The 23,677-nt window shown below is 45.7% G+C and carries 22 protein-coding genes; 6 read left to right on the plus strand and 16 right to left on the minus strand.

Annotated elements, in window-relative coordinates:
* Positions 1-9: 9 nt before the first annotated feature.
* The 3 genes from MKY74_RS32990 to MKY74_RS33000 form a co-directional block, all read right to left on the minus strand.
* Positions 10-867, minus strand: coding sequence for an ABC transporter permease (locus MKY74_RS32990; protein ID WP_084204339.1), 858 nt, complete (start codon positions 865-867; stop codon positions 10-12).
* Between the two features lie 295 nt (positions 868-1,162).
* Positions 1,163-3,484: a helix-turn-helix domain-containing protein gene (locus tag MKY74_RS32995; protein WP_244169480.1), complete on the minus strand. Its 2,322-nt coding sequence runs from the start codon at positions 3,482-3,484 to the stop codon at positions 1,163-1,165.
* Positions 3,485-3,738: 254 nt separating this feature from the next.
* Positions 3,739-4,242 (minus strand): GNAT family N-acetyltransferase, encoded by a 504-nt coding sequence (locus MKY74_RS33000; RefSeq protein WP_076177087.1) that lies wholly within the window; start codon positions 4,240-4,242, stop codon positions 3,739-3,741.
* Positions 4,243-4,438: 196 nt separating this feature from the next.
* On the opposite strand from MKY74_RS33000, the gene MKY74_RS33005 reads away from it, so the two are divergent.
* A complete protein-coding gene (locus MKY74_RS33005; protein ID WP_076177088.1) occupies positions 4,439-5,281 on the plus strand; it encodes an oxidoreductase in 843 nt (280 codons plus the stop codon).
* An 85-nt stretch (positions 5,282-5,366) separates the two neighbouring features.
* Here the strand turns inward: MKY74_RS33005 and MKY74_RS33010 are convergent, their stop codons facing one another.
* The 5 genes from MKY74_RS33010 to MKY74_RS33030 form a co-directional block, all read right to left on the minus strand.
* A complete protein-coding gene (locus MKY74_RS33010; RefSeq protein ID WP_076177090.1) occupies positions 5,367-5,975 on the minus strand; it encodes a Type 1 glutamine amidotransferase-like domain-containing protein in 609 nt (202 codons plus the stop codon).
* Between the two features lie 65 nt (positions 5,976-6,040).
* Positions 6,041-6,865 (minus strand): copper amine oxidase N-terminal domain-containing protein, encoded by an 825-nt coding sequence (locus tag MKY74_RS33015; RefSeq protein WP_076177091.1) that lies wholly within the window; start codon positions 6,863-6,865, stop codon positions 6,041-6,043.
* A 146-nt stretch (positions 6,866-7,011) separates the two neighbouring features.
* Positions 7,012-7,980: an SDR family oxidoreductase gene (locus MKY74_RS33020; protein WP_076177093.1), complete on the minus strand. Its 969-nt coding sequence runs from the start codon at positions 7,978-7,980 to the stop codon at positions 7,012-7,014.
* A 216-nt stretch (positions 7,981-8,196) separates the two neighbouring features.
* A complete protein-coding gene (locus tag MKY74_RS33025; RefSeq protein WP_076177094.1) occupies positions 8,197-9,138 on the minus strand; it encodes an AraC family transcriptional regulator in 942 nt (313 codons plus the stop codon).
* Positions 9,139-9,271: 133 nt separating this feature from the next.
* A complete protein-coding gene (locus MKY74_RS33030) occupies positions 9,272-9,730 on the minus strand; it encodes a hypothetical protein (RefSeq protein WP_076177096.1) in 459 nt (152 codons plus the stop codon).
* Positions 9,731-9,816: 86 nt separating this feature from the next.
* On the opposite strand from MKY74_RS33030, the gene MKY74_RS33035 reads away from it, so the two are divergent.
* Complete coding sequence (locus tag MKY74_RS33035) at positions 9,817-9,990, plus strand: hypothetical protein (protein WP_167372965.1); 174 nt, start codon at positions 9,817-9,819, stop codon at positions 9,988-9,990.
* A gap of 249 nt (positions 9,991-10,239) precedes the next feature.
* On the opposite strand, the gene MKY74_RS33040 is transcribed toward MKY74_RS33035, so the two are convergent.
* Positions 10,240-11,091 carry a helix-turn-helix transcriptional regulator gene (locus MKY74_RS33040; RefSeq protein ID WP_076177097.1) on the minus strand — a complete coding sequence of 284 codons (852 nt, stop codon included), beginning with the start codon at positions 11,089-11,091 and terminating at the stop codon, positions 10,240-10,242.
* Between the two features lie 143 nt (positions 11,092-11,234).
* Between MKY74_RS33040 and MKY74_RS33045 the strand changes: the two genes are divergently transcribed.
* On the plus strand, positions 11,235-12,029 hold the full coding sequence (locus MKY74_RS33045; protein WP_076177098.1) for an SDR family NAD(P)-dependent oxidoreductase: 795 nt from the start codon (positions 11,235-11,237) through the stop codon (positions 12,027-12,029).
* 546 nt (positions 12,030-12,575) lie between these two features.
* Positions 12,576-13,778 (plus strand): IS110 family transposase, encoded by a 1,203-nt coding sequence (locus MKY74_RS33050; RefSeq protein WP_076177131.1) that lies wholly within the window; start codon positions 12,576-12,578, stop codon positions 13,776-13,778.
* 196 nt (positions 13,779-13,974) lie between these two features.
* Here MKY74_RS33050 and MKY74_RS33055 read toward each other — a convergent pair whose 3' ends face one another.
* The gene (locus MKY74_RS33055; protein WP_076177134.1) at positions 13,975-14,844 is read right to left on the minus strand and encodes a phosphotransferase; all 870 of its coding nucleotides are present in this window, start codon (positions 14,842-14,844) and stop codon (positions 13,975-13,977) included.
* A gap of 358 nt (positions 14,845-15,202) precedes the next feature.
* Positions 15,203-16,216 carry a membrane protein insertase YidC gene (gene yidC, locus MKY74_RS33060; protein WP_341013830.1) on the minus strand — a complete coding sequence of 338 codons (1,014 nt, stop codon included), beginning with the start codon at positions 16,214-16,216 and terminating at the stop codon, positions 15,203-15,205.
* A gap of 620 nt (positions 16,217-16,836) precedes the next feature.
* Between yidC and MKY74_RS33065 the strand changes: the two genes are divergently transcribed.
* Complete coding sequence (locus MKY74_RS33065) at positions 16,837-17,784, plus strand: helix-turn-helix domain-containing protein (protein ID WP_076177110.1); 948 nt, start codon at positions 16,837-16,839, stop codon at positions 17,782-17,784.
* 205 nt (positions 17,785-17,989) lie between these two features.
* Complete coding sequence (locus MKY74_RS33070; protein ID WP_076177108.1) at positions 17,990-18,940, plus strand: aldo/keto reductase; 951 nt, start codon at positions 17,990-17,992, stop codon at positions 18,938-18,940.
* 58 nt (positions 18,941-18,998) lie between these two features.
* On the opposite strand, the gene MKY74_RS33075 is transcribed toward MKY74_RS33070, so the two are convergent.
* From MKY74_RS33075 to MKY74_RS33095, 5 genes are all read right to left on the minus strand, one after another.
* Positions 18,999-19,640: an HAD family hydrolase gene (locus MKY74_RS33075; protein ID WP_076177107.1), complete on the minus strand. Its 642-nt coding sequence runs from the start codon at positions 19,638-19,640 to the stop codon at positions 18,999-19,001.
* Between the two features lie 323 nt (positions 19,641-19,963).
* Complete coding sequence (locus tag MKY74_RS33080) at positions 19,964-21,148, minus strand: serine hydrolase domain-containing protein (protein WP_084204345.1); 1,185 nt, start codon at positions 21,146-21,148, stop codon at positions 19,964-19,966.
* Positions 21,149-21,357: 209 nt separating this feature from the next.
* Positions 21,358-22,035 (minus strand): pentapeptide repeat-containing protein, encoded by a 678-nt coding sequence (locus MKY74_RS33085; protein WP_084204343.1) that lies wholly within the window; start codon positions 22,033-22,035, stop codon positions 21,358-21,360.
* A 114-nt stretch (positions 22,036-22,149) separates the two neighbouring features.
* Positions 22,150-22,815: a TetR/AcrR family transcriptional regulator gene (locus tag MKY74_RS33090; RefSeq protein ID WP_076177105.1), complete on the minus strand. Its 666-nt coding sequence runs from the start codon at positions 22,813-22,815 to the stop codon at positions 22,150-22,152.
* A gap of 239 nt (positions 22,816-23,054) precedes the next feature.
* Positions 23,055-23,588, minus strand: a complete 534-nt coding sequence (locus MKY74_RS33095; RefSeq protein ID WP_076177104.1) for a GNAT family N-acetyltransferase — start codon at positions 23,586-23,588, stop codon at positions 23,055-23,057.
* Positions 23,589-23,677 lie beyond the last annotated feature (89 nt).

Consider the following 23,677-nt stretch of genomic DNA (forward strand, 5'->3'; position numbering starts at 1 on the left):
CGGCCTCCTTCACCAGAGACTAGTGTCCGAAAATTTCTTGACGACACGGTTCGCTGAGACGACTAGCACGAATCCGATCACCGACTGGAACAAACCGACAGCCGTAGCGAAGCTGAAGTCGGCGGATAGGATGCCGCGGCGATAAATGTATGTGTTGAGGACATCCGCGGTTTCATAGGTCATCGGATTGTACAGCAAAATAATTTTTTGGAAGCCGGTTTCCATAAAGTGGCTAAGCGTCAGGACAAACAGGACGATCATTACCGGAATCATGCCGATGAAGGTCACATGACGCATTTGTTGAAACCGATTGGCGCCATCAATTTTAGCAGCCTCATACAACGTCGGATCGACGCCGGCAATAGCCGCCAAGTACAAGATGGTCCCCCAGCCGATCGTCTGCCAAATTTCCGAGCCTACGTAGATCGTACGGAACCAACCTGGCTCGCCGAGAAACATAATTCGCCCGAAGCCGAGCCAGTCGAGGATATGATTGACGATTCCGGTCTGCTGCGACAAAAAGGTAACCATAATGCCGGCGATCACGACGGTAGATAAAAAGTGAGGCATGTAGCTGACGCTCTGCACGAACCATTTGAACTTCCGGCTTCGGATTTCATGGAACAGCAAGGCAAGGATGATTGGTGCCGGAAAACGAAATATCAGGTCGTATACATTGAGCATGACCGTATTTCGGACCAACTTCCAGGCATCCGGCGTGTTGAGGAAAAAATCAATAAAATGCTGCAGGCCGACAAACTTGCTGCCCATGATCCCACGGCCGATCGAGAAATTCTGAAACGCGATGATCACCCCGTACATCGGTGCGTACTTGAAGAGGATGTAATACAGGATGCCGGGCAGCATCAGCAAATATAACGTTTTGTATTTCTTCAGCTTGAATCGAAGAGAAGTGCCCTTTCCACTTTGATCTCGGGATGGTATTTGTGCGTTCGCGGCGTCGCTTCGATCCAATGACAACGGTTTCACCTCCTTTGGCAGGCGTTTGAACGCCAGCCGAATCTTTGCTCTGACTATATGTGGTGGCACTCCGCGGGTAAAGCACCATGTTTTCGGGATGTCTCCATTTTTACAAACCGCATGACAACGCCACTCGCATGATAAGCAGGTGAAAAAAATGAGACTTCGAAAAAAAGAAGACTCATGATTGATGGATCGTGCGATATTTAGCCGGGGTAATTCCTTCGTAACGACGAAAATTACGGATGAATGAATTCCTTCCCCAATAGCCAATTTGCCCGGCAATATCGTCGATCTTCATATCCGTTTCGAGCAAAAATTGCTTCGCTTTGGAAATCCTGTACTTGGCGATGTATTCCACATACTTCTCACCCACCTCTTCCTTGAACATGCGGCTGAAATGCCCGGCGGACATGTTCATTTGCTCCGCGAAATGCTCAATGGAGAGCTCTTCGTTATAATGGGCCCGAATATAGTCCAATATTTCAGCAAACTGTTGTTTCCGATCCGGCGCTACGGTCGTCCGAAACAGTACGCCGTGTATTTCCCGGAACGTTCGTCTCATTTCTTCCCAGGTTACACAGCGGTTGATGGAGGCAAACAACTCGGAATAGACCGAGATGTCAAAATCGTTTTGCTCACTTTCGATGGCCCTGGCCCAAGTATTCAGCACATCGGTGCCCAAGTTCTTCATCTGATCTGCGTTCGCATTACTTCGCATTCCTGCGTCCAGCAAGTCGAACACGGACTGAAGCAAGTTTTTGTAATCGCCAGCTTTGTACCTATTGAAGATCCGGTTCACTTCTTGAGAAGACAAGAAACTGTCTCCTGATGATCGCTCCTTCCATACCCTTTGTTCGCTGCAAATTTCCGCACCAGAGTGCAAACTCTTATAATGGAGCATCGAATGCGCATGGTTGTAAGACTGATGGAGGGCGGCGACGGAATGGATTGTTTCCCCGATCCCAATGGAAGCCTTGTAATAAGGATGTTCCAGGAGCAGCTTTATAACATTCGCTGTTTCCATGAGGTCACAAAGCCCATTCTCTTCGTGATGCAACACACAGGACAATTGTTCGGAACGTGTTTGACATACCCAAATCATCGCCGGGGACAGCTTGCGAATCTTCTCCTTCAGCTCGGCCAACATAAATGATTTGGACGTTTCAGACAGCTGTTCCGCGAATGGCGAATAGTATTGGATATCAATGCAGAGGACAGTTGCGGATGATACCGGTTTGTACGGGAAGGCAATTTCTTTCGCGTAATATTCGATGGACAAGCTGTCGCGGTATTGACCAAACAACACTCGAACAATAAATTGCTCCTGAACGATCGGGAACATGCCGTTTACGGTCTGTGTCAGCTCTTTGTTCTTAGAGATTAGCAAATGCGAAAACCGTTTTATCGTATCGAACTCGTTGCCGCTGTGGGAGCCGGGTGCGTCGTCCAGATGCGGATGCTGCGATTCCAGCCCCGTTTTAATTTCGCGAATCGGGTTGTACAATTTTCGGCTCAAATAATAAGAAACCAAGCCGCCTACGATGATAAACATGCCAAGCAGTACGAACGTCATCGTGCGGATCGTGCTTGCCGGCTTCATCAGGGTGGGCAGATCGATCATGCTTACGTAATGCCAAGTATCGTTGAACCGGGATTTGGTAAATGATAGCGCTTTCTTATTCTCGTTTAAAAATAAAGTCTGTTCCGGATTCATACGGATCATCGCTGCAAATGAATCAGGCTGAAGCTCGGACGATCCGTTCGAGATCAAGACAGAGCCGGACGAGTTGACCAGCATCGTATCCGTTACCCACTTCTCCTGAATGCCCAATCGCCCGCGAAGCTTATCAAGATCAAGATTCACGACCAAATAGACTTCGGGATTGCTATTGTTGAATGGATAGCTCATCAGCATGGCGGTGTTCGAGTGGGTTGAGACAATGTCCCGAGTGAACGGCGGCCTTTCAAATACGGTATGCGGTTTTGTAAAAACCATCGATTTCTTGCCAGTAAAATTGGCAAAGTAGGATGGCATATCCGTATCTTTAATCAGATACTGTTCCCGGAAATACTCGTCTTTGTTGTTGTATGTATTGCCGTCGATGACAAGATCTTCGCTCGCAAAGTACAGGAACGATTTGTACACCAGATCTTCCGAATCCAGTTTATTCATTTGTTGCATGAGCGAGTGAATCCATTCATAGTGCTGCGTGAGGTCGGCCGGATCGCCGGAAGATCCGGGAAAGTTCTTGAGGCTTGCAGTTGACAGCATGTTCACCATATCACGTTCGAGAGAGACGAAGGTGTCATCGGTTTGCTCCGAGAAATGCTGCATGATGGTATTGTTCAATCTTTCCGCATCATGCTCAATCAACCGGACGACAAAAAAATTGGTCAGTACGGCGGCTACGATGACTGGGATGAGAATCAGTGCGAAGTAGTTAGCGAATAACCGACAAAACAGCACTGTGCGATACGTTTGCCAGAAACGGTTCACCATGACAACCCTCCAATAAAATTTCATAAAAATAACTTAAATACAAAATATTATTTCACCCCTATCTTAAACTATTTTCACTAAATTTGTACTTGTTTACTTTGCAAAATATCACCGCTTCTGCCTGAAAGGCAGCCGGACCTCGCTTTTGGGTTACATGGCCATGATTGCAACAAAAAAAGACTGGAACACTTGCCCCAGTCTATTTTTTATATATTTCATTATCTAAAAATGATTAATCTGGCTGCCTTTTCCCTTTAGTTCAACCGTAAGACCATTAAATTTTCATCCCAGTATTGATATCCATTCTTTAGGGCATTCTGCTCTGTTCCATAAGTTACAAAACCGATAGTCTCATAAAGCCGCTTTGCCGCGTTATTATTTGAGATGACAGTGAGGTTAATCTGTTCAAGTCCCTCACAATGTTTCGCCTTATTAATCAATTTTTGAACCAAGGATTTACCTATTCCCTTTTCTCGAAATTCAGGTGTTACATACATAGCATAGATATTGCCCTTATGTACGATTTTGGGGTTACTTTCCCTTACAAAGGTTACGATACCAATGAGCCCACCATTGATAAAGGCTCCTAAAGTAAATCGATGATCAGAAGCAATGAGATTACGTCGTAGCTGCTCAATGGGTTTATCTTTTTCAATTTCATACGTAGTCAAAAATGCCTCGGGATTTTCCTTCAGAGACTTTAATCTCAACTCACGATATATTTCAGCATCTTGTGAATCCAAAATACGAATCTCCATTTTTTCACCTCTATCCTCTCACATTTGAAACCATATTCAACACCATTTTTGTGTTCCGCAATATTTTATCTACCTTTGTAGGATTAGGCAATAACGAACGAGTATTAGGCTACCGATCAAGCTGCTGATCCAATAAAATGAGAAAAGTAATCGCGACTTTCGAAGAGATCAAATCGGATAAGAAAGTAGGAGTGAAATGACCGAAAATCAATCGCAACAAAAGACCTGGTTCATTACAGGCTGTTCCACCGGATTTGGCCGAGAAATCGCCAAAAAGGCCATTTCTACAGGATATAACGTCGTTGCCACCGCTAGAAACCCGGCTCAAATAGAGGATTTGGCCACAGAGCATCAGGAGCATGTATTGATACTTCAACTGGACGTGACGGACAAAGCTCAAGTCCGGGCTACCGTGCAGATGGCTTTGGAGAAATTCGGCACAATAGATGTCCTGGTCAACAATGCCGGCATCGGCTATTTCAGCACCGTTGAAGAAAGCGTTGAAGAAGAAGCGCGGAGAATGTTCGAGATCAACTTCTGGGGATTGATGGCGGTAACTCAAGAGGTCTTGCCTCATTTCAGAAGTCAAAACTCCGGCCACATCATTAATTTATCATCCGTCGGTGGCCTGGCCGCATTCCCGTCCGTTGGCTATTATAATGCAACGAAATTCGCGGTTGAAGGCATCTCCGAAAGCCTTGCAAAGGAAGTAGCGCCGCTTGGAATCCATGTTACGCTTATTGAACCTGGGGCGTTCCGAACCGATTGGGCCGGACGATCTGCCAACCGCACGAAAACCGAGATAACGGCATATATGGAAACGGTCGGACCAAGGATCAACAGGCCAAGCGGGCAGGAGATGGGAAATCCGGCCAAGCTGGCGGAAGCGATCATGCAAGTTGCCGAGCTCCCTAATCCGCCATTGCGTTTATTGCTGGGCAAAGACGCATATGCGGTAGCAACCGCAAAATTTGGTGACATGCTTAACGATATTGAAAATTGGAAAGAAACAACGATGGGTACCGATTTCGAGGAATAAAAGGGGAGATTATGGCCGCAGGCTTAATATGAGCAGGCTGCTGTGGCCTGCTCAACATTAAGTTATTACACTGATCTTTAGAGCGTCACGTAATTATTTTTGCAACTAACTTTTCATTTATAAAGTGTAAATTCTCATTATCCAATAAAGTATAAAGCGTGCTGTTTTTTTGAGTAGAAGCCCAATGATCAAATGCAATACGACGTTCTTTATCATTATAGTGCGGACAAAGACTGCCTTTTAACAATCCTAAACCTTCAAATTCCCCGAATTCTTCTTCATTTTTCTCACTAAAACAAGTTTCAAACCAACACATGGCCCCTGCACTTATACCTGCTAATATGACACCTTTTTGATAAGCATTACTCAACACAACGTCGAAGCCTGTTTTTTTCCAAATTTCAAGCATATATTGGGTATTCCCGCCGCCTACATACACAATATCTAAATCATTAACAATTTCTTGAATGTGGGGTGAGTCAAAATCATTAATAGTAAGATGGCTTGATTGTTCATTTTTAAAAGCCTTATAAAACTTATCGATATAACCTTGTGCATCATTACTGGCTGTTGCAATAAATGCAATTTTTAATGGTTCTTGCTTTCTAGGTATTTTTAACAAGTATTCATCAATGTAGGCTTGATCTTCTTCGGAAAAACCACCGCCAGAAATTGCGAGAATTGTTCTGTCCATTCTGTATCTTCTCCTTAAAACTGCCATTTTCAGAACTATGAGAATGCTGCCTCTAATTTGTTGCCTTATGGATTTGTATCACTGATCGTCGTCAGAAAACCGTTCTTCCCTGCAGTTTCAATGAACTGATCAATCGATTGAAATGCTGGGTAGGTAAACGAATACCATTGTTTTTCAGTCGCATCATATAACATAACACTGGGATTGCCCTCGGAATGAGATAAAGTATAGAGATAAAATTGTTTCATGCTGTTCCCTTTTTGATCCAAAAAATCAAACTTTCCACTCATGTAATAATCCCCCCTTGTAAGCTCTATAACACTCGAAGTGTAACTGGCAGGGGGATTCGACTTACTTCCTTTGTTGTCAAAAATATGATAAATCGCTTCAATATAAGCACTCCCATTAATTTCTTTTACTATGCTGCCCATTGTATAGTTAACTTCGTATTGCAATGCTTTGACTTTCACTCCATCTAGAACAAATGGGGCAGGTTCAACAGATACTGTCGAATTTCTGAATCCGACGCTGCAATTAAACGTTTCTGCAATAAAGCGAAGCGGAACCATGATGCGATCATTCTTGATATATGGGGTTGCATCGAGTAGCGCAGGTTTACCATTTTTCATCGCCGTACGGCTCTTCAATTTTAAGATTACCAGCATATCGCTTTTTGCGAGCGTAACTTCCGAACCCGACCAGGTGACCTTGGCTCCCAAATTTTCACTGATAAAACGCAAAGGCACCATCGTTCGATTGTTCTTCATTTCGGGCTTCACAGCGAAGGCAATAGTAATTCCTTCAACTTTTATTTGCATATCTGCCGCGTATGCAGGTGAAGAGATAGCTAAAATGAATGCAGCGAAAATTCCTGTTAGAACCTTTTTCATAATATTATATTCCTTTCTTGGCATATTTTAGTGAACTAATATTATGACGAGAAGTGTGAAGTAATGTTGCGCTAAACTGCTCGTGAGCTTGATAAATAACAAAAGGAGCAGCTGCCGCCGGCAAACCGCTCCTAGCCAAGATCAAATTATCTGCGGAAGTAGTGTCCCTCATGAATGTCCTCAATAAGGGATGGATGTACGGGACGCCACCCCAGGCGCTCTTGAGTTATTGCGCTTGATACAGGATTGTCCACCGACGCGAAGGCTCCTATCCATCCGAAATGTGAACCCGCCTTGTCCACGTCAATGCTATCTATCTTGAGGTTCAGATGTTGGCCGATGGTGACGGCGATTTCTCGAAATGGCACTCCCTCATCTCTCACCGCATGGAGTCGCGACCCTGCCGGGGCTTTCTCCAATGCAAGCTTAAACAATTGAGCCGCATCTAGGCGATGCACAGCCGGCCAGCGGTTGGTCCCCTCGCCCACATAGGCGGAGATGCCTTTATCACGAGCCGTGCGAATCAGAAGCGGTAACAAGCCGTTCTTATCACCGCCAGAATCATGTACAAGCGGAGGAAGACGAACAACTGAGGAGCGGACTCCCCGTTTTGCCAATGCCAGTGTAGCGATCTCCGACGGAACCCGTCCGCTTCCTAAGGAGTTAGGATCGGGTGCATGCTCTTCTGTTGCCAGTCCACCCGGTGAAAGGCTCATAGTTGGAATAGCGACGACTAGTGGACAGTCGCGGCCCGAAAGCACAGTACCGAATGTCTCAATGGCGCGTCTGTCAGCCTCTGCAGCAGCCTTTGTGAACCTCAAAGACGCAAGGCGGGGATTGCCCCCGAGCAAAATTCGAAGGCGTGTCCGGAGATTGGCATGCGAGAACTTATGGAAAAAGGCCAAGTGAATAACACCATCTGCCTCTGCAGCTCCTCTATGCAAGCATTCGATATCCTCTATTGAACCCATTTGCACCTTTGCACCTATAGCAGTGAGCCTCCTGCCAGCCTCTTTGGAACGAACCAGACCGACTACATGATGGTTAGCATCTATTAGTTTACGAACAACCTCTGCTCCGATGAAGCCGGCAGCTCCCGTAACAAAAACATGCATGTAAATTCCTCCTCAAATTTATAAACAGATTTCTTGAACCTCACTTTAACCATAGTATAGGAGTTTGTTCATCCGGAAGTTTGCCTTATTCGCTTAAGTTTTTGCTTGATTCAACGAAATCTGCTCTCCAGAGAAGGGAAAACCCGCTAAGCCTTATGGCCGCGGGTATATATGGAAAAAAGCGATGATGCCTCCCGATCCGTTCAAATACTGTGTTTATTTGCGCCATTTGGCGATATCTCTGCTTGGAGGGCTTCCAAAGAAGCTGCTGTAATCCCGGCTGAATTGGGAATCGCTCACATATCCCACAGCCCGGGCCGCAGTCGTCGCATCCAATTTATTGGATAACATCCGGCGTCTTGCTTCTTGAAGGCGCAGAGCTTTCTGGTATTGTATGGGGCTCATTGCCGTAACCGACTTAAAATGCTCACGAAACGATGACTCGCTCATATGGACCATCTCTGCCAAATCTGCGATTTTTAATGGCTGGGAGTAGTTGGCCTGCAGCCAGTCAATTGCTTTCACAATCCGTTGCACACCGGAATCTGCAAAAACCGTCTCGGCAACGTTAACGCCGATGGGGCTGCGGAGAAGCCGGATGTAAATCTCGTCCATGACGAGCGGCGCAAGCAATTTTTCATCACCCGGATGGGATAGACAGTCTACAAGTCTTACCACGGCATTCATAATGGCCAAATCAGCATCAATCACGTAACCCGCACTACGATTGTGGACTTTAGGCAACCCCTGCGGAAATACTTTCGGAACCAAATCAGCGAGCCTTTGTGGATCAAGGTACAGTCCTACTCCCAAGAACGGTTCGACAGGGCTGGCTTGTATGGTTTTCATCGCAACCGGTAAGGCAACGGGAGCAATAAAAATACGAGACCCGCCATACTCATGTACCTCCTGTCCCACGGTTAAGATTTTTTTCCCTTGCGCGGCAATGCCGACGGCAGGCGAGTAGATGGTATGTAAGTAATCCGCTGCTTCTATATGTGAGTAACGAATGACATACAACCCAGGGATCCGCACACCATAGGTCCCGTCATGCGATGTATGAGCGTAAATCAGACTTGCCAGTCGGGCCGTTTCCGCATCAAGTAAAGATCTCTGGGCATTATCGGATACCCGTATAATCTCGTGATTATCCAGCATTTTTTCGAAAGCACCTCCTTCTTAACTTTTCATATCGAACGATGTGGCGGACTCCTCTGATCCCCATTTTCGTTGCTTCTTCAAGTTATTTTTCTCATTTCTTTTTTGCTGGTAATCATGGTTGAAGATTCTTTTATTTATAAAGACTTGCAACAAGACTGTTTAGTTCATCTGTGGTTTCTATATCTGTTGGATCTAGATTTAATTTTATGAAGATATTTCTTATCTCCTCAGCCTTACCTATTACTATTTCTTTCTTGTCTCCATTTATCATTGCTTTGTATAAACCATCAAGTCCTACATCTATCAAATCATTAGTGGCTTCATAAGACGAGGGTTTAGATACAGCTGAAGCGGCAGCTACTGAACCTACACAACTTTCATAATTACTGTTGTTTCCACCAGTAAAATCCCTACTAAAACATGTAGCTGATTCACCTAACTGATATTTAAATTCCATATCAATCATGTTTTGTTTGTATTTTAAAATCTCTTTACTGTTCATTTGTAAATTCATAGAATATATTAGAAAAACTACCAGAATAATAACTACAACTGCTAATACAGTTATAATATTTTTAGATTTATTCATTTCAGGCTCCTCTACTTATGCTCTATTCAGCTTTCGGTTAACGTCTAATTCACGATCTTCGTAAATAATCCATTTGTAGGGTATTCGTGAAAAACATTGAACTCCCCTGCCCGTTAATTGAGGAAAAGGCAGCCGGCTTTTGGACAACATTATTGCTGGGCAAAGACACATATGCGGTAGCAACCGCAAAATTGGGTGACATGCTTAACGACATTGAAAATTGGAAAGAAACGACGGTGAGTACCGATTTCGAGGAATAAGAGGGGAGATTATGGCCGCAGGCACTGATTTGTAGTAACGTTTTCAGCGCCAACCTTGTAATTGATACTTCATCGGTTAACCATTCTTATCCAGGCTAATAAGCAAGTTCATGTCCCTAGCTGCGGGCAAGAACTTGCATCGTTAAAACAAAAAAAGCCGCGGATCCGCGACTTCTTTTGCGTGTACGTTCTTGTCCTCCGACATTATACAACTCCCACATCGAAAGCCCCACGCTTAGGAGAATGATGCTATCTCTTACTTTCATTTGCAGGTGATCCCTTTGACAAATATTTTTCCAGCTTTGATCTTGTTGCTGGTAGAGGCATGTAAATCATCACTCTCATATCAGGATCATTGGGGATTTGCAGGGTAATATGATCAAACTCAAGCAGCCCCATGTAGGGATGCTCCACTTCTTTAAATCCTTCAAGAGAGCCGGGCGTTTCATGCTGCAGCCATAGCCGGTTAAATTCAGGACTTATTCGTTTAAGATCTTCTATTAATTCGGCAAACGACGAGTCTTCAACGTAGCGGGCTGATGCCGTGTGGAATTCCGCAATCATTCCCGTAGCCTTTTGATCGAAATTTTTGAAGCGCCCCTTCCATACCGGGTCCGTGAAATACCGCCAGATTAAATTGAATTCATGAGGCGGTGCTGCCGAGGAAATGGAGAAAATCTCATTTGCAGCATCATTCCAGGCCACAAAATCCCAGCGTCTTCCCAGAATATATGCAGGATTCGGAGTAAGGTCATCCAGCATCCTTTGAAGTGCTGACCCGATACTTTCTTTATGAGGAGGCAAGTAAGGAGGAAGTGATTCTCCTGCAAGAAAAAAAAGATGGCGTCGTTCATTGGGATTAAGCTTTAGAGCCGCAGCTAGGCTTTCCAACACTTGTACTGACGGACGGACATCACGTCCCTGCTCTAGCCACATATACCACGATGTGCCGATATTCGACAGCTGTGCGACCTCTTCCCTGCGCAATCCGGCTGTCCGGCGGCGCGACCCCGTCGGCAAACCCACATCCTCTGGAGAAAGGCTTGCCCTCCGTTTACGCAAAAAATCACCGAGAGCCGAACGGCGCTCGCGATCGTTCATCTCAATCCCTCCTAACCTATTACTCGGAAACCTATGATTAAGCAACCTCTCGTTAAAAGTGTATTAGAAAATTATACTCAATCATAGAAATCGCTTCAACTCAGTTTGAAACGTTTCAAACCAGACTTTAAAGGAGACAGGCCATGCAATCAATAACACAGCACAAAAATTACAATTCTGAGGGAATGCTGATCAATAAAGTAGCTCTGGTTACGGGGGCCAGCCGCGGCATCGGAGCAGCGGCAGCCAAACTCTTCGCCGAAGAAGGAGCGGCGGTTACTCTCGTCGCAAGAACAGAAGCAGCTCTACGTTCTGGAGTTGAGGAAATTATCGCGAAAGGCGGTAAAGCCGATTACATTGTAGCCGATCTAGCCGATTCCGCCAGCATCGAACGAGCGGTGCAAACGACCGTTGAGCGTCACGGTCGCCTGGATATAGCATTCAATAATGCTGGAATTGGGGCTTCCCTTGCGCCCTTAACAGAGGTCACAGAAGAGGATTTCGACCTTCTTCAAGCTGTAAATTACAAAGGAATCTGGGTGGCAATGAAAGCGGAAATCAAGGCAATGCTCGATACTGCGGGTACCGGTGCCATTGTCAATAACAGCAGCGTGGGCAGCTTCAGAGGTAATCCCGGGTTGTCTGTCTACGGAGCCGCCAAACGGGCTGTTAATAGTCTGACCGAGACGGCTGCCATTGAATACGGGCCTTCGGGTATCCGCGTAAACGCTATTGCACCTGGCACCACCATGACCGAGATGATCGAGGGGTTAGTTGCACAAGTTCCAGATATTATTGAAAAAAGCAGCTCTGTGACGCCTCTTAGGCGTCCTGCCGATCCTCATGAGATCGCACAAGCAGCTGCCTGGTTATTGAGCGATCGCGCTTCTTACGTGACAGGCGTCGTTCTACGGGTGGACGGCGGAGCAAGAGCGTAGTCCCTAACGGAGGGATTATCCCATAGGGTCCATTAACCCGGGATACTCCCTCCGCATGTTATGAAACGCTCCAACAATTGCTGTCGCCCCTAAACTACAATGGAATTTCAGACATCCCACGGCTGAGTACATTATAACTAACCTGGTCGTCAGTTGAACGAAGGGTGAAGCAGTGGCCCGCCAGCAAACTGCTCCAAGATCATTAAAATATCGCACCACAGTGAAGTTAGTGCAATGAAGGCAGCAGGTCAATTGACCTGCTGCCTTTCTTGTAATGATTGAGCTATCGTTCCCCGTCGTATTATGAGGTCAGCCAGTTTTTACTGGTTGACCACTTTTGTTATGGTGGTGTATTTCTCAGTAGTCGGGCAGATCGGACGTTCCCCTGGGTCTGTAACCCGTCGCTAAAACTGATCGCCCCCTACTTGTAGAAACCATGTTTAAGCTGGTTGAGACGACTTAGATCTCGCATAACAAGCGATGTTGTGGAACTATGAGCTGTTTTAGGGGTACCGACATTTTCACTTTTAAGGGAGGGAGTATTTCATGAATCCTGTCATTGGTCTGGATATTTCAAAAGGTAAAAGTGATGGACAAGTTTTCTTAGACAAAGGCAATCCCATGGGACACCCTTTTTGTTTTCAGCATAACCAAGTAGGTCTTAGCCAACTGCTAGATGTCGTTTCAACTGTACAGGATACAGCAGGCAAAGCCCCCGTTGTGATTCTGGAATCGACAGGACATTACCATCAGGCTGTAATACAGTTTCTAGAAGAACACGGTATCTTATTCTTAGTTGTGAATCCTCTCATTTCACATCAAGCCAAAAAGTCAAGTCTACGGAAAGTGAAAACAGATGCAGTCGATGCCTATCGGCTCTGCGAGCTGTACTACAAAGAGGAATTTGAAGACCATATGCAACGAGGGGTTCAACTACTAAATCTTAGGCATCTAACGCGTCAGTTTGACTCGCTCACACAAATGTATGTACAGGTGAAGCTTCAGTTTCAAGCCGTTCTAGATCAAGTCTTTCCGGATTATAGAGGTATTTTCGGTGATCTTTATTCAAAAGTTTCGTTGCTGCTTTTAAAACAGTTCATGACTCCTGGGGCATTTCAAACAGCTGGCGTATCAACCGTAACACACACAATTACCTGCCTCTGCCCTAGTCGATCTGATCATTGGGCTAGTGACAAAGCAAGCTGTATCATGGTTGCTGCAGCAAATAATCCATTTCCAAAAGTGAGTTATAGTAGCCATCTAATAAGCTTAGCACTATTCATTGACTTACTCCTTCAATATCAAGAGCATCTTTCCCACCTGCAAAGTCAGATCGATGCCCTTGCTGAAGAAGTTGAATCTTATCAGATTATCCAATCGATTCCCGGAATAGGTAGCAAAATCGCTGCAACGATTTTGTCCGAGATCGGGGAAATCCATCGGTTTAATCACGCCAAAAAGCTGGTAGCTTTCGCAGGAATTGACCCTAGCGTCTACTCTTCTGGTAAGTTCACAGCGACAACCAATCGCATTACCAAACGCGGGTCTAAGAAGCTGCGTCATGCCCTATATCTCGCTGTACTATGCGGTCTAAAAAAGACTGGAAGCAAAAGGTTACGTGAATATTACGATAAGAAACGCGAAGCCGGAAAGCCTTACCGGGTTGCCCTCATTGCCTGCGTCAACAAGCTCCTTCACTGGATTTATGCCCTTCTAGTGAAGGAAGAAAGGTTTGTCGATTTAGATTAGTTAACACATTTTTCATCCGGAAGAACAGCCTTCCAGCATGTACAGAGAAGGTTATTTAGTGCGCCTATTTTTCAGTATACCGTCATCCCAAACTTAATTTAAGAGAAAAATGTTGACAAGATATTAGCTGGTTTTAGCTTATTAAACGATGTTAATGTCATAAAACGCTATAAAGCACAAATTGGAAGGTCAAAGATTAATTGATGGGGAGGGCCTTCCAGTACTTCCAAGCTTTTAGATAGCTTTCTAAATCATGCGGATGGAATTGAATGCAGATACCAATACGGCAATAAAGTTGAAAGATAACTTCTTCAATAAGCCTTGATCTCTCCAAAGGTTCATGATTCAGCAAATTGAATGCAGGCAATATGGTCTCTAGGTTTAAATCTTCTGGAGAAGAACAAAAAGCATACGTAAAATCGTATAACAAAGGGCCAATCATTGGCGAAGGGTCGATAACACCAACTAATGAGCTTTCATGAAATACAAAATTATGGACACCAGTATCTCCATGGAGCAAAAATTTTGCTTCATTCTCTGCACTTTTGGATATTCTTTCAAAAATGGATTCCAATCTATAATAATCCTCAATTGGTAGAAGGCTTCCCCAATTATTTTTCGTATCTTCTAAACTCCGAATGTTCCATTCACGCCAGGATTGAACCGGTGACCCCAGTCTTCCCCACTTGTCTGTATGTAGACGTTTTTCGTAATGATTGAAGAGCTCTCTTACCAAAGTTGTCAACCAATTGATTTTTAAACCGCTGGCAGTATGAGTTGTACCAGCAATGTATGAATATACGATATACTCTTTTGCTGGATCAGTATAGAGAATTTTAGGTAAAAGATTAATGTGCCGATGTGTATTAAGAAATTGTTCCGCCAAGATAATTTGGTTCGAGTGATCTATTTTTAAAACGTATTTCGATTCGCTGTGCTCTGAAAGAATATAAACCCGCCCATCTGTAGAACCAGACTTATTTTTAGTTGCAATAACAGTGTTATCAATTAAGCCTTTTTCATGAAGATCGTTGAGGATACTGTTTATATCTACTTGTTCAAACATTTAATTCCCCCTTAACAATCGATTAGGCGAATATGTGACTAAATAACTCTTGATAAAATTCCTTTTTTTTATAACTTCATCAATAAAGATCGTATAGTTGACCTGGAGGAAGTTCAAGGTAAAGTTTTGTTTAAATCAACTATCCTGCCCGTTAGTTTAACTGTTATTTATGATACGGTTCCCCGTGTAGCCTGTAAGGCAAGATTAAGGGCATCCTTTTGGGGGATTTAGCCCTCTCATTTCTCTCATTTTGTTTGACTATGTTCCCCGTTAACGAGCCACCAACAAAAATAACAGAGCATCTGAGGTTACGCCTCAGATGCTCTGTACTCAGTGTTATTTTATGACTGGTTCGATTTTATAAATCATCTGCACCAGTAGGTAGGTTTTTAATCGCTACCTTTGGCTTCATGTACATTTTATTGAGTATGATCGTTTGCACGATAATGAATATACCGCCAACAGCCCAATATAATGGTAACGCGGCGGGCATCCCAAAAGAAAATACACCCATCATGATTGGTGATAACAACCCGATAAAAGCCATTTGGTTATTTTGATTTTGCTGATACTGCACTGAAACAGATTGAGACACGCGAAACTGAACGTAATACACCGCAGCGGCAATAAACGGCAAAATCATATCTGTTTTCCCCAAGCTAAACCACAAAAAATCGTGAGCTGCAATCTCTGGGGTACGACGAATGGCGTAATAAAATGCTAGGGTGATTGGCCATTGGAGAAGCATCGGTAAACACCCCATGTTCAAGGGATTAAATTGATGCTTCTGGTAGAGCTGCACCATCTCGGCTTGCTGTTGTTTTTTTGCATCCGCACTGACATCGTTCTTATACTTTTCCTTAAGTGCAGTTAGCTCCGGTTGGAGGACGGCCATCTTTTCTTTCATGTCCATTTGTTTCTTGGTTTGGTTCATCATGAGTGGCATGATCGCAAGTCTGATGATGAAAGTCATCAGCACGATCGATAATCCGTAATTTCCGTGAAAGGCATTCGCGAAGAATTTGATCAAGATCGAAAATGGATAAATAAAAAAGTGGTTAAATATTCCTGATGAATCGGCATCAATCGAGTTTAATTGGGATGCTGTCGAACACCCGCTGAGCACAATGATCGGAATAACTCCTATCAACATGACGAGAATGGACTTAGCCCATTTTTGGAGCAACATAATCTTTTTCATCGTTGTCCTCCCTAATTGAAAGTATGGAATATCAATGTGGGGAAGGACTATTGTCGTCTTCATCAGGTGCTTCTCTTCGTCTGGCGATACGTACGATCCACCGCTGAATGCTGCTGGGTTGTGACAGTCTGACAGCCACAAACCAAGTTGAACCGGCTGCAGCAATTTCATGCCCCCAGTATATCTTTTGTGAAGAAAAATAGGTGAATGGAAGTAACACTACGGAAGAGATGAGAGCAATCGAGAATGCCAATTGAACCAAGTCATAAAAATGCTCCAGTCAAGTTCACCTCCGCATGAGCGATATGGTTTTTTTATAATAATTATACGTTTAAAAAAACTGTGTAGTTTCACTAACCTGCCCGTTAGCTTAATGCCTGAAAGCCAGTTTAGCTTTGTAACTCCGTTAGGTTCTAACCGAGCTGGCGCCGCCAACTCTGCGCTTTTTTTCCATTTCTAGTCTAAACGTAGTAATTTACTTTCTAATCACTCAACAGGCACCATTCCATCTTTCGTAGTAAACCCCGGCCATCTTCATAGTCGAAAACAGTATCCAGGAAAACTTGCTCGTTTGGAGCTAAATGAACAAGTCGTTTGAGCTTTTCAGCAAAGTTTTCTCGCCGGGTTCCAGTTATACTAAACGAATAAGTGTTGGAAAGTTTGTTAAGAAACATAGAGGATGGTTCCTTTGAACATCGGGCAAAGCACATCGTTATCAGGTACCGTCCAAACGGCTTCTAATTATTCTACAGGTAAGCGCAGACGGGCATATCCGAAAGGATGATTATGAAATGGAAACTAGAGCAATCGCAGGAACAAGTAAGGCGGGGACGTCCACGACTATGAGATCAAGCAAAATGGTCAGGGTGCCTCATGAACTGGTAAAGTCTCCGAATAAAAAAGGGAGCTTGAAGCTGGATGGGATGTCCGTTATCGAGTTCTGTTTTTACACGCAAGGCATACAAGGAAGCTTTTTTTTGCAGGATCATCTTCTGCTAATCGTCAAGTCGGGTGTCTATACCATTCGCTTCGGTGATCGAGAATACACGATACGGAGCAACGAAATGATGTTTATTCATAAATCAACTGGAGTCGAGTACGAGAAAACGGGTGAACCCGATTCCGATTATATTCTCGACTATACGATGTTTTTCCTGAACGAGAAGATCGTAGATGAATTTCTCAAGTTCGCCGGTTTAAAACCCATTTATCCCATGAATGATGTTGTTCCGATAACCGTCTTTCCGATCAATGACCGCATTGGAAGCTATATTGAGTCGTTAAAACCCTTTTTCGAGAACCCAGACGAAGTCAAAGAAGGACTCGTTCGTGTGAAGCTGATGGAATTGCTGTTTCACATCGCCGATTCGAATGATCGTTTGCTGCATCAAATGATGCAACCTATAAGCAAGGAAAGAGGCAGCATTGCAAAGATCATGGAGGAGAACTTCATGAATCCCGTTTCCCTTAACGACCTGGCCTATTTGTCCGGCAGAAGCCTGGCGGCGTTCAAAAGGGATTTTCAAGCAATATACAACACCTCCCCGCTCAAATGGGTTCGCAATCGAAGGCTGGATAAAGCCAAGGAACTGCTAGCGGAAACCGTGTTATCTGTTACGGATGTCTGTTTTTCGACCGGATTCGAAAATATCGCTCACTTTTCCAAAGTATTCAAGGAAAGATTCGGACTCCCACCCTCAGAGTTTAGACGGCAGCTGAGGTTGAAGGAGGATGCCTAAAGGGGCTAAAAAATGGCTGCACAGGCACTTGATTTGAAGATACCGTTTCGCGGACAGCGGAACGGTATTTTGTTATGTACAGAAACCAAAATGAGCTAAATAAACAAATAGAAATGAGCTTGTAGGCAAAGAAATTCATTCGTCTCCTTGATATTCTTATCTCATGCGATAAACGTTTCACTAATACAGAAAGGTGTTGAAACCAATGAAAAAAGTAAAATTACAAAATGAAATGATTCCTCCGATCGCTCTTGGTACCTGGTCATGGGGGATCGGCCAAGGCGGCGGGGATGCTATTTTCGGGAATCATCTTACCGCTGAAGACTTAAAACCGGTTTTTGATGCGGCGATGAAAGCCGGACTCCATTTATGGGACACTGCGACGGTGTACGGGATGGGAGCCTCCGAAAGCATTCTGGGCGAGTTTACCAAAGGCCGCGACGATGTGCTGCTCTCAACGAAATTCACTCCGCAGCTTGGCGGCCCTGTTGAAGACCGCTTGAACAGCAGCCTGGATCGGCTCGGCGCAGACCAGACGGATATCTATTGGATCCACAATCCTCTTGATGTAAAAAGATGGACTCCAGAGCTGATTCCGCTCATGAAAAGCGGAAAAGTAAAATATGCAGGCGTCTCCAACCACACTCTGGAGGAAATCCAGCTAGCGCAAAGTATTTTGGCTGAAGAAGGGCTGAACATCTCTGCCGTACAAAATCATTACAGCTTACTGTACCGTTCGTCCGAAGAAGCCGGAATTATGGATTACTGCAACGCAAACAACATTGTGTTTTTCTCCTATATGGTATTGGAGCAAGGCGCATTAACTGACAAATACAGCGCGAAAAATCCTCTCCCCAGCGGCACCAGAAGAGGCGAGGCGTTTGATGAAGACGTGCTTGCGAAACTGGAAGGCCTGATTCATGTTATGAAGGAAGTCGGCCATAAGCACAATGCGAATACTGCACAAGTTGCCATCGCTTGGGCCATTGCGAAAGGAACCGTTCCGATCATCGGCGTTACGAGAACTTCCCAAATTGCTGATGCTGTAAAAGCCGCCGAAATCACGCTGACAGCACAGGAAATCCATAATCTTGAAGCAGCGGCGAAAGAGACAGGAATAGTCATCAAAGGTGAATGGGAAAAGCCGATGCATTAATTACTATAATCCGTATTGTGCCGGCCTTATCAGGCCCAAACGAAGGTTCTAGGGTCTCTCAGTTTACTTTCAGGATGATGTCCTTTAGTTCAATCAGCGTCTTGATTCGATAGCTGGCCTGTGAGAAGTCATGTGTTTTGGTGAAGTCGTTATGGACAATAGCACAGTCGATCCCAGCCGCCACAGCTGAGTTCAACCCTCTGTTTGAATCCTCTACAACCAGGGTCTCTTCTTTGCTAGCCCCGAAGCGCTTTAGGCCGGTCAAGTATGGTTCCGGGTGCGGCTTGGTGTGCTCGTAGTCTTCACGTATAAGGACGAATTCCATGAATTGTATGATCTGGCGTTTTTCATGTATAAGTTGAAAATCCGCACGTTTTGCAGTCGTCACGATAGCCATGCGGACGTACTTTGACAATTCGGCTAGAGTTTCAACTACACCTTCAATCTCTATGGCTTCTGTTCTAAGATAATCCTGATAATAGACGTTGCGGACCTCACGCTGCTTGCTGATGGTCTGTTCATCAATACCTGCCGCCCTAGCTTGGGACCAAGTGCCCAATGACTGGGTCATGTCGGAGAGGTATTGATCTTTATCCAAGGTAAATCCAATGTCAGCCAGAGCGCGTTCTCCCGCTTTGTAATACCAGAATTCAGTATCCACCAGAACACCATCATGATCGAAAAGTATGTACTTTTTCACTGTTTGGTTCTCCTTTGTCAGCTGTGGCAACCATTCGTGCCATCACGCGCCGTTGATCACCCTAATATACGGGCCTGATGTGTTACTGAAGAAATAAGTTATTAAATAATTCGGTTCTATAATTACTCTATCCTGCCCGTTAGTTGAATAAAGCCAGCCGATCAAAGTAATCGGCTGGCTTCTTGTTCATTATTGAACTATCGTCTTCGTTAGCTTAACATCTCTATAAATTTGAGCTTTACTCAACTTGGTCATCCCGGCGAACGCTCTACCCCATGCACAATCGGAAGGAGTCCAGCCTCAGGGCATACGTTCCACGGTGCTCAGTCCTGTTTACTGGCTGGCTCGGCCGCGTCAGCCGACCCGGCCAGTCCGCCGCCGAACACCTCCTCGAGGAGCCTCTGCGTCGCCTTCTGGAACACCACTGCCAGGGACATGGCGGCGTCGTCCACATAGTTCAAGGAGGCGGTCAGGGTCTTGCTGCCGTCGGGCGTGCTGTACATCAGTGCCGCGTAGCCCGAAATGCCGCCGTTGTGGGTGATGATGGTAATTTCGCCGTTCGGGCCGACGTTCTGCACGAACACCCCCAGGCCATAGCCGATTTTGGGATACGGCTTGCACATCTCGGCCAGCAGCGGGGCCGGGAGGAGCTTGCCGCCCAGCAGCGCGGAGATGAACGTGTGGAGATCCTGGGTGGTCGAGATCATGTCGCCGCCGGTGGAGATCCAGGAGGGGTTCTGGCGGGTGATGTCGACCGTCTTCTGCTCGCCGGCCTCCTCGTACCGGTAGTAGGCGTGGGCGTGCGGTTCGGGGATCTCCGGCTGGGTGTCTGGTACCACGGTACCCGACAGCCCAAGCGGCCCCAGAATCAGCCGCTGCATCTCCTCGGCGAGCGAGCGGCCGGTGACCTTCTCGATCAGCAGCCTGGCCAGCACGTAGTTGGTGTTGGAATAGCTCCAGTCCGTTCCCGGCTCGAATCGCGCCGGCTTGGATAAAGCCAGCCGTACCAGCTCCTCCGGCCGGTAGGTCTTGAACCGGTTATCTACCCACTCCTGGCCCTGCCAGGGGATCCCCGGCACGACTGTCCCGTCTTCGTAGTACTCGCCGGTGAAGTTGAACACCCCGCTGGTGTGTTGCAGCAGCATCCGCACCGTGATCCGCGGGTCCATCCCGAACTCAGGCAGGTAGTCTACCACCGAGTCGTCCAGCCCGATCCTGCCCTCGGCAACCAATTGCAGCACCACGGTCGCGGTGAAGGTCTTGGTGTTGCTGCCTATCCGGAAGTGCCCGTTTGTAGGCGGCTTCGTCTCCTCGTCCAACCTGCTCACCCCGGCGCTGCCGACCCACTCGCCCTGCCCATCGTGCACGCGCAGCTGCACCCCGAGGAAACCGGAATCGACGATCTCCTGGATGGCCTTCTGCAGCTCCGGGCGATCCTGCCGGGCAGCGATTCCTTTTTCCTTCATATTTTCTGACGAACTAAAATTTTCTGTTGTTTTCTTTTCCATTTCGTTTCCCTCACTTTACTTTTTTATCAGTCCAATTGTTTCAAACTACAACTCTCTCCCGGCTTGACGTTCTCCTTTATTAAAGGATCCGCTTGTGTTCTTTCACTATAGAAGGCTCCGAAACGTCACCTTTCAGCACTTGGAGCTGCTTGTTGGATTTTTGCAGTCCTTTCACTTGAATGGTCTTGGTTTGCATCGGATCCCCTCCCTTAAATGACGGTGACTTTTGACAAATTGGCATCCATGCCTTTGAGAGCAGCAAATGTCAGTTTATCCATCGTCGCGCCGTCAAAGCAGATCGTTTTGATCATGCGATAGTACTTCTTCGTAAAGGTAAACCCCGGTTGGAAAGAAACATTATTTAATGTAGCGCCCTGGAACGAAGCGTTGCTTAAATCCGCTCTGTCAAACTTCACACCGATAAACGTCTGTCCGTCGAAACGCTGCCCGCTCAGATCGGAGTACTTGAAGTCAACCCCGTCAAACCAACAGCCCTCAAATATCGTTGTTTTCAGATCCGTTGTCGTTAACGTGACGTCGGTCATCCTTACGCCCGTGAATTTGACTCCGTTAAGATTCGCGCTGCTGAAGTTGGTTCGTACAAGAATCGACTTATTGAAGCTTGCATTGGTCAGGTCAAGCGCAGACAGGCTGCAGTCCGTCAGATTCGTGCCGTCAAAGTTGGCTTCGCGTACGTCGCTTCTATTAAACGTACTGCCGGTCAAATCAGAGCCCGAAAAGTCGGAACCGGCGAGCGCGCTGCCCTTAAACTGTCCTTTATGGGCCGTAACGCGCGCTAAGTCACTTTTCACCAGGTTGCTTCCACTAAAGTTGGTCACGACTTGCTGTTCCAGCGAGCGGGTGGTCATTGTCAATTTCTGATTCATTACATTCACATCTCCTTATAATTAAGTTCTCTAACAAGCACTTTGAATCCGGATCACCTATTCATACCAACCGTTGGTATGAATAGGCTTAAAAATAAGCTGCCTCTCGGCAGTTTAGTTTTCTTTGCTGACTTCTCTAGCTGACATACGCAACAGTTCCTCGTACCGTTGAATCATTTGCTCATCGAACAGGTCAAGCCCCAGGCCTTTCAATATTTCATCGAAAAACTTTACCTTGCGCAACACTACCTCGGGCGAAGCTGGAATGATCGCCGGGTTTAGCCAAATGTTGGTGAGTACCATCAGCACTTCGCTAAGCTCCCTAGGATAGTCAGTTCGGATCGATCCGTCTCGCATACCCTGTTCGATGATGGGCTGGATATAGATGGGTACGGCTTTCTCGATGATGTTCTCGATCAGTGCCGCCAGCATCTTCGGATTGCGCAAGAGGTTCGGTGCCACCGATGCCAATTCGTCTTGGGCGGGATTGTCGAGAGAGACGAGGGAAATCTTGCGAAGCTTTTCCCGTCCGTTCAGCTCCTTGTCGTCCCGGACACTGGACAGCATATCATCAACACCTTGGAACAAATGATCGGTGACAGCCTGCAGGATCTCCTCCTTCGACTTGAAGTGATGGTAAATTGCCCCTTTTGTCAGCCCGCCCAGCTCGTTGATGATATCCTGAACGGAAGTCTGCTCGTATCCCTTTTGAATGAACAGGTTAAGAGCCACGGTTAAGATCTGGTTGATTGTTTCTTCAGGATATTTATTCCTTGCCATACGTCTCCTCTTTTCATACATTCGGTTGGTATGTAAAAAATATATCCGATCATCCTTTTAATGTCAACACCAAAAAAAACAAAATCATTTGATTTGGCTTTTCGAGCGCGAAGCAGCTCTTCAGTTAGCTTTTCACAATGATTTGAATGTACAAGATGCTCACGTCTCGTAATCATATTTTCATTAAGCTATCGTACCCATTACCTTAATTGCTAATGAAATAAATTGGATTCCATCAATTATTTTATCGACCAGGGAATAGGTGTAACCTTATTGTTCTCCCAGTCTTCCCTAATCACCGCGTAACCGACGGAGTCAAACAATAGCCCGGCTTGTCTCCAAGATTTACGATGATACGCTTCCAACACGAACAACGATTTAGCAAACAGAGCTTGCATAGCCGTGTTATCCACTCGGGTATGTCCTTCAATGCGGATCGCTTCCGGGTATTCAGAGAACACGTGCGAGACGATCCAACTCAAAGCTGACTTTCCGATACCCTTGCCCCGATACTCGCCTCGGATTCTCAGATCGAACATAACAATCGGATCTGAGACGTCAAACAATCGGATCAGCCCGATTTTCTGATGGCCGCCTTGATCAATGATCCAGAACGTTCGAGTATTCTCATTGTGATAGGCGCCATTTTCATAAGCCTTTCTGATATCGGATTCAGCAGGGTTCTCAACTCCATGATAAGGCCAGCTATCTGATGTGAGGAACTGTACGAGCTCCTCAACTTCCTGTTTAACCGATTCAAAAGTGATACTCACGGTAATAACCCCTTTCTGTGGCTATGTGAATCATTTCTAATGTAATCTGCCTATTAGCTTAATAAAGCTGTCGGTCAGCGCCGGCAGCT

The organism is Paenibacillus sp. FSL R5-0378, from assembly GCF_038009285.1.
GTDB classification, from domain to species: domain Bacteria; phylum Bacillota; class Bacilli; order Paenibacillales; family Paenibacillaceae; genus Paenibacillus_AQ; species Paenibacillus_AQ favisporus.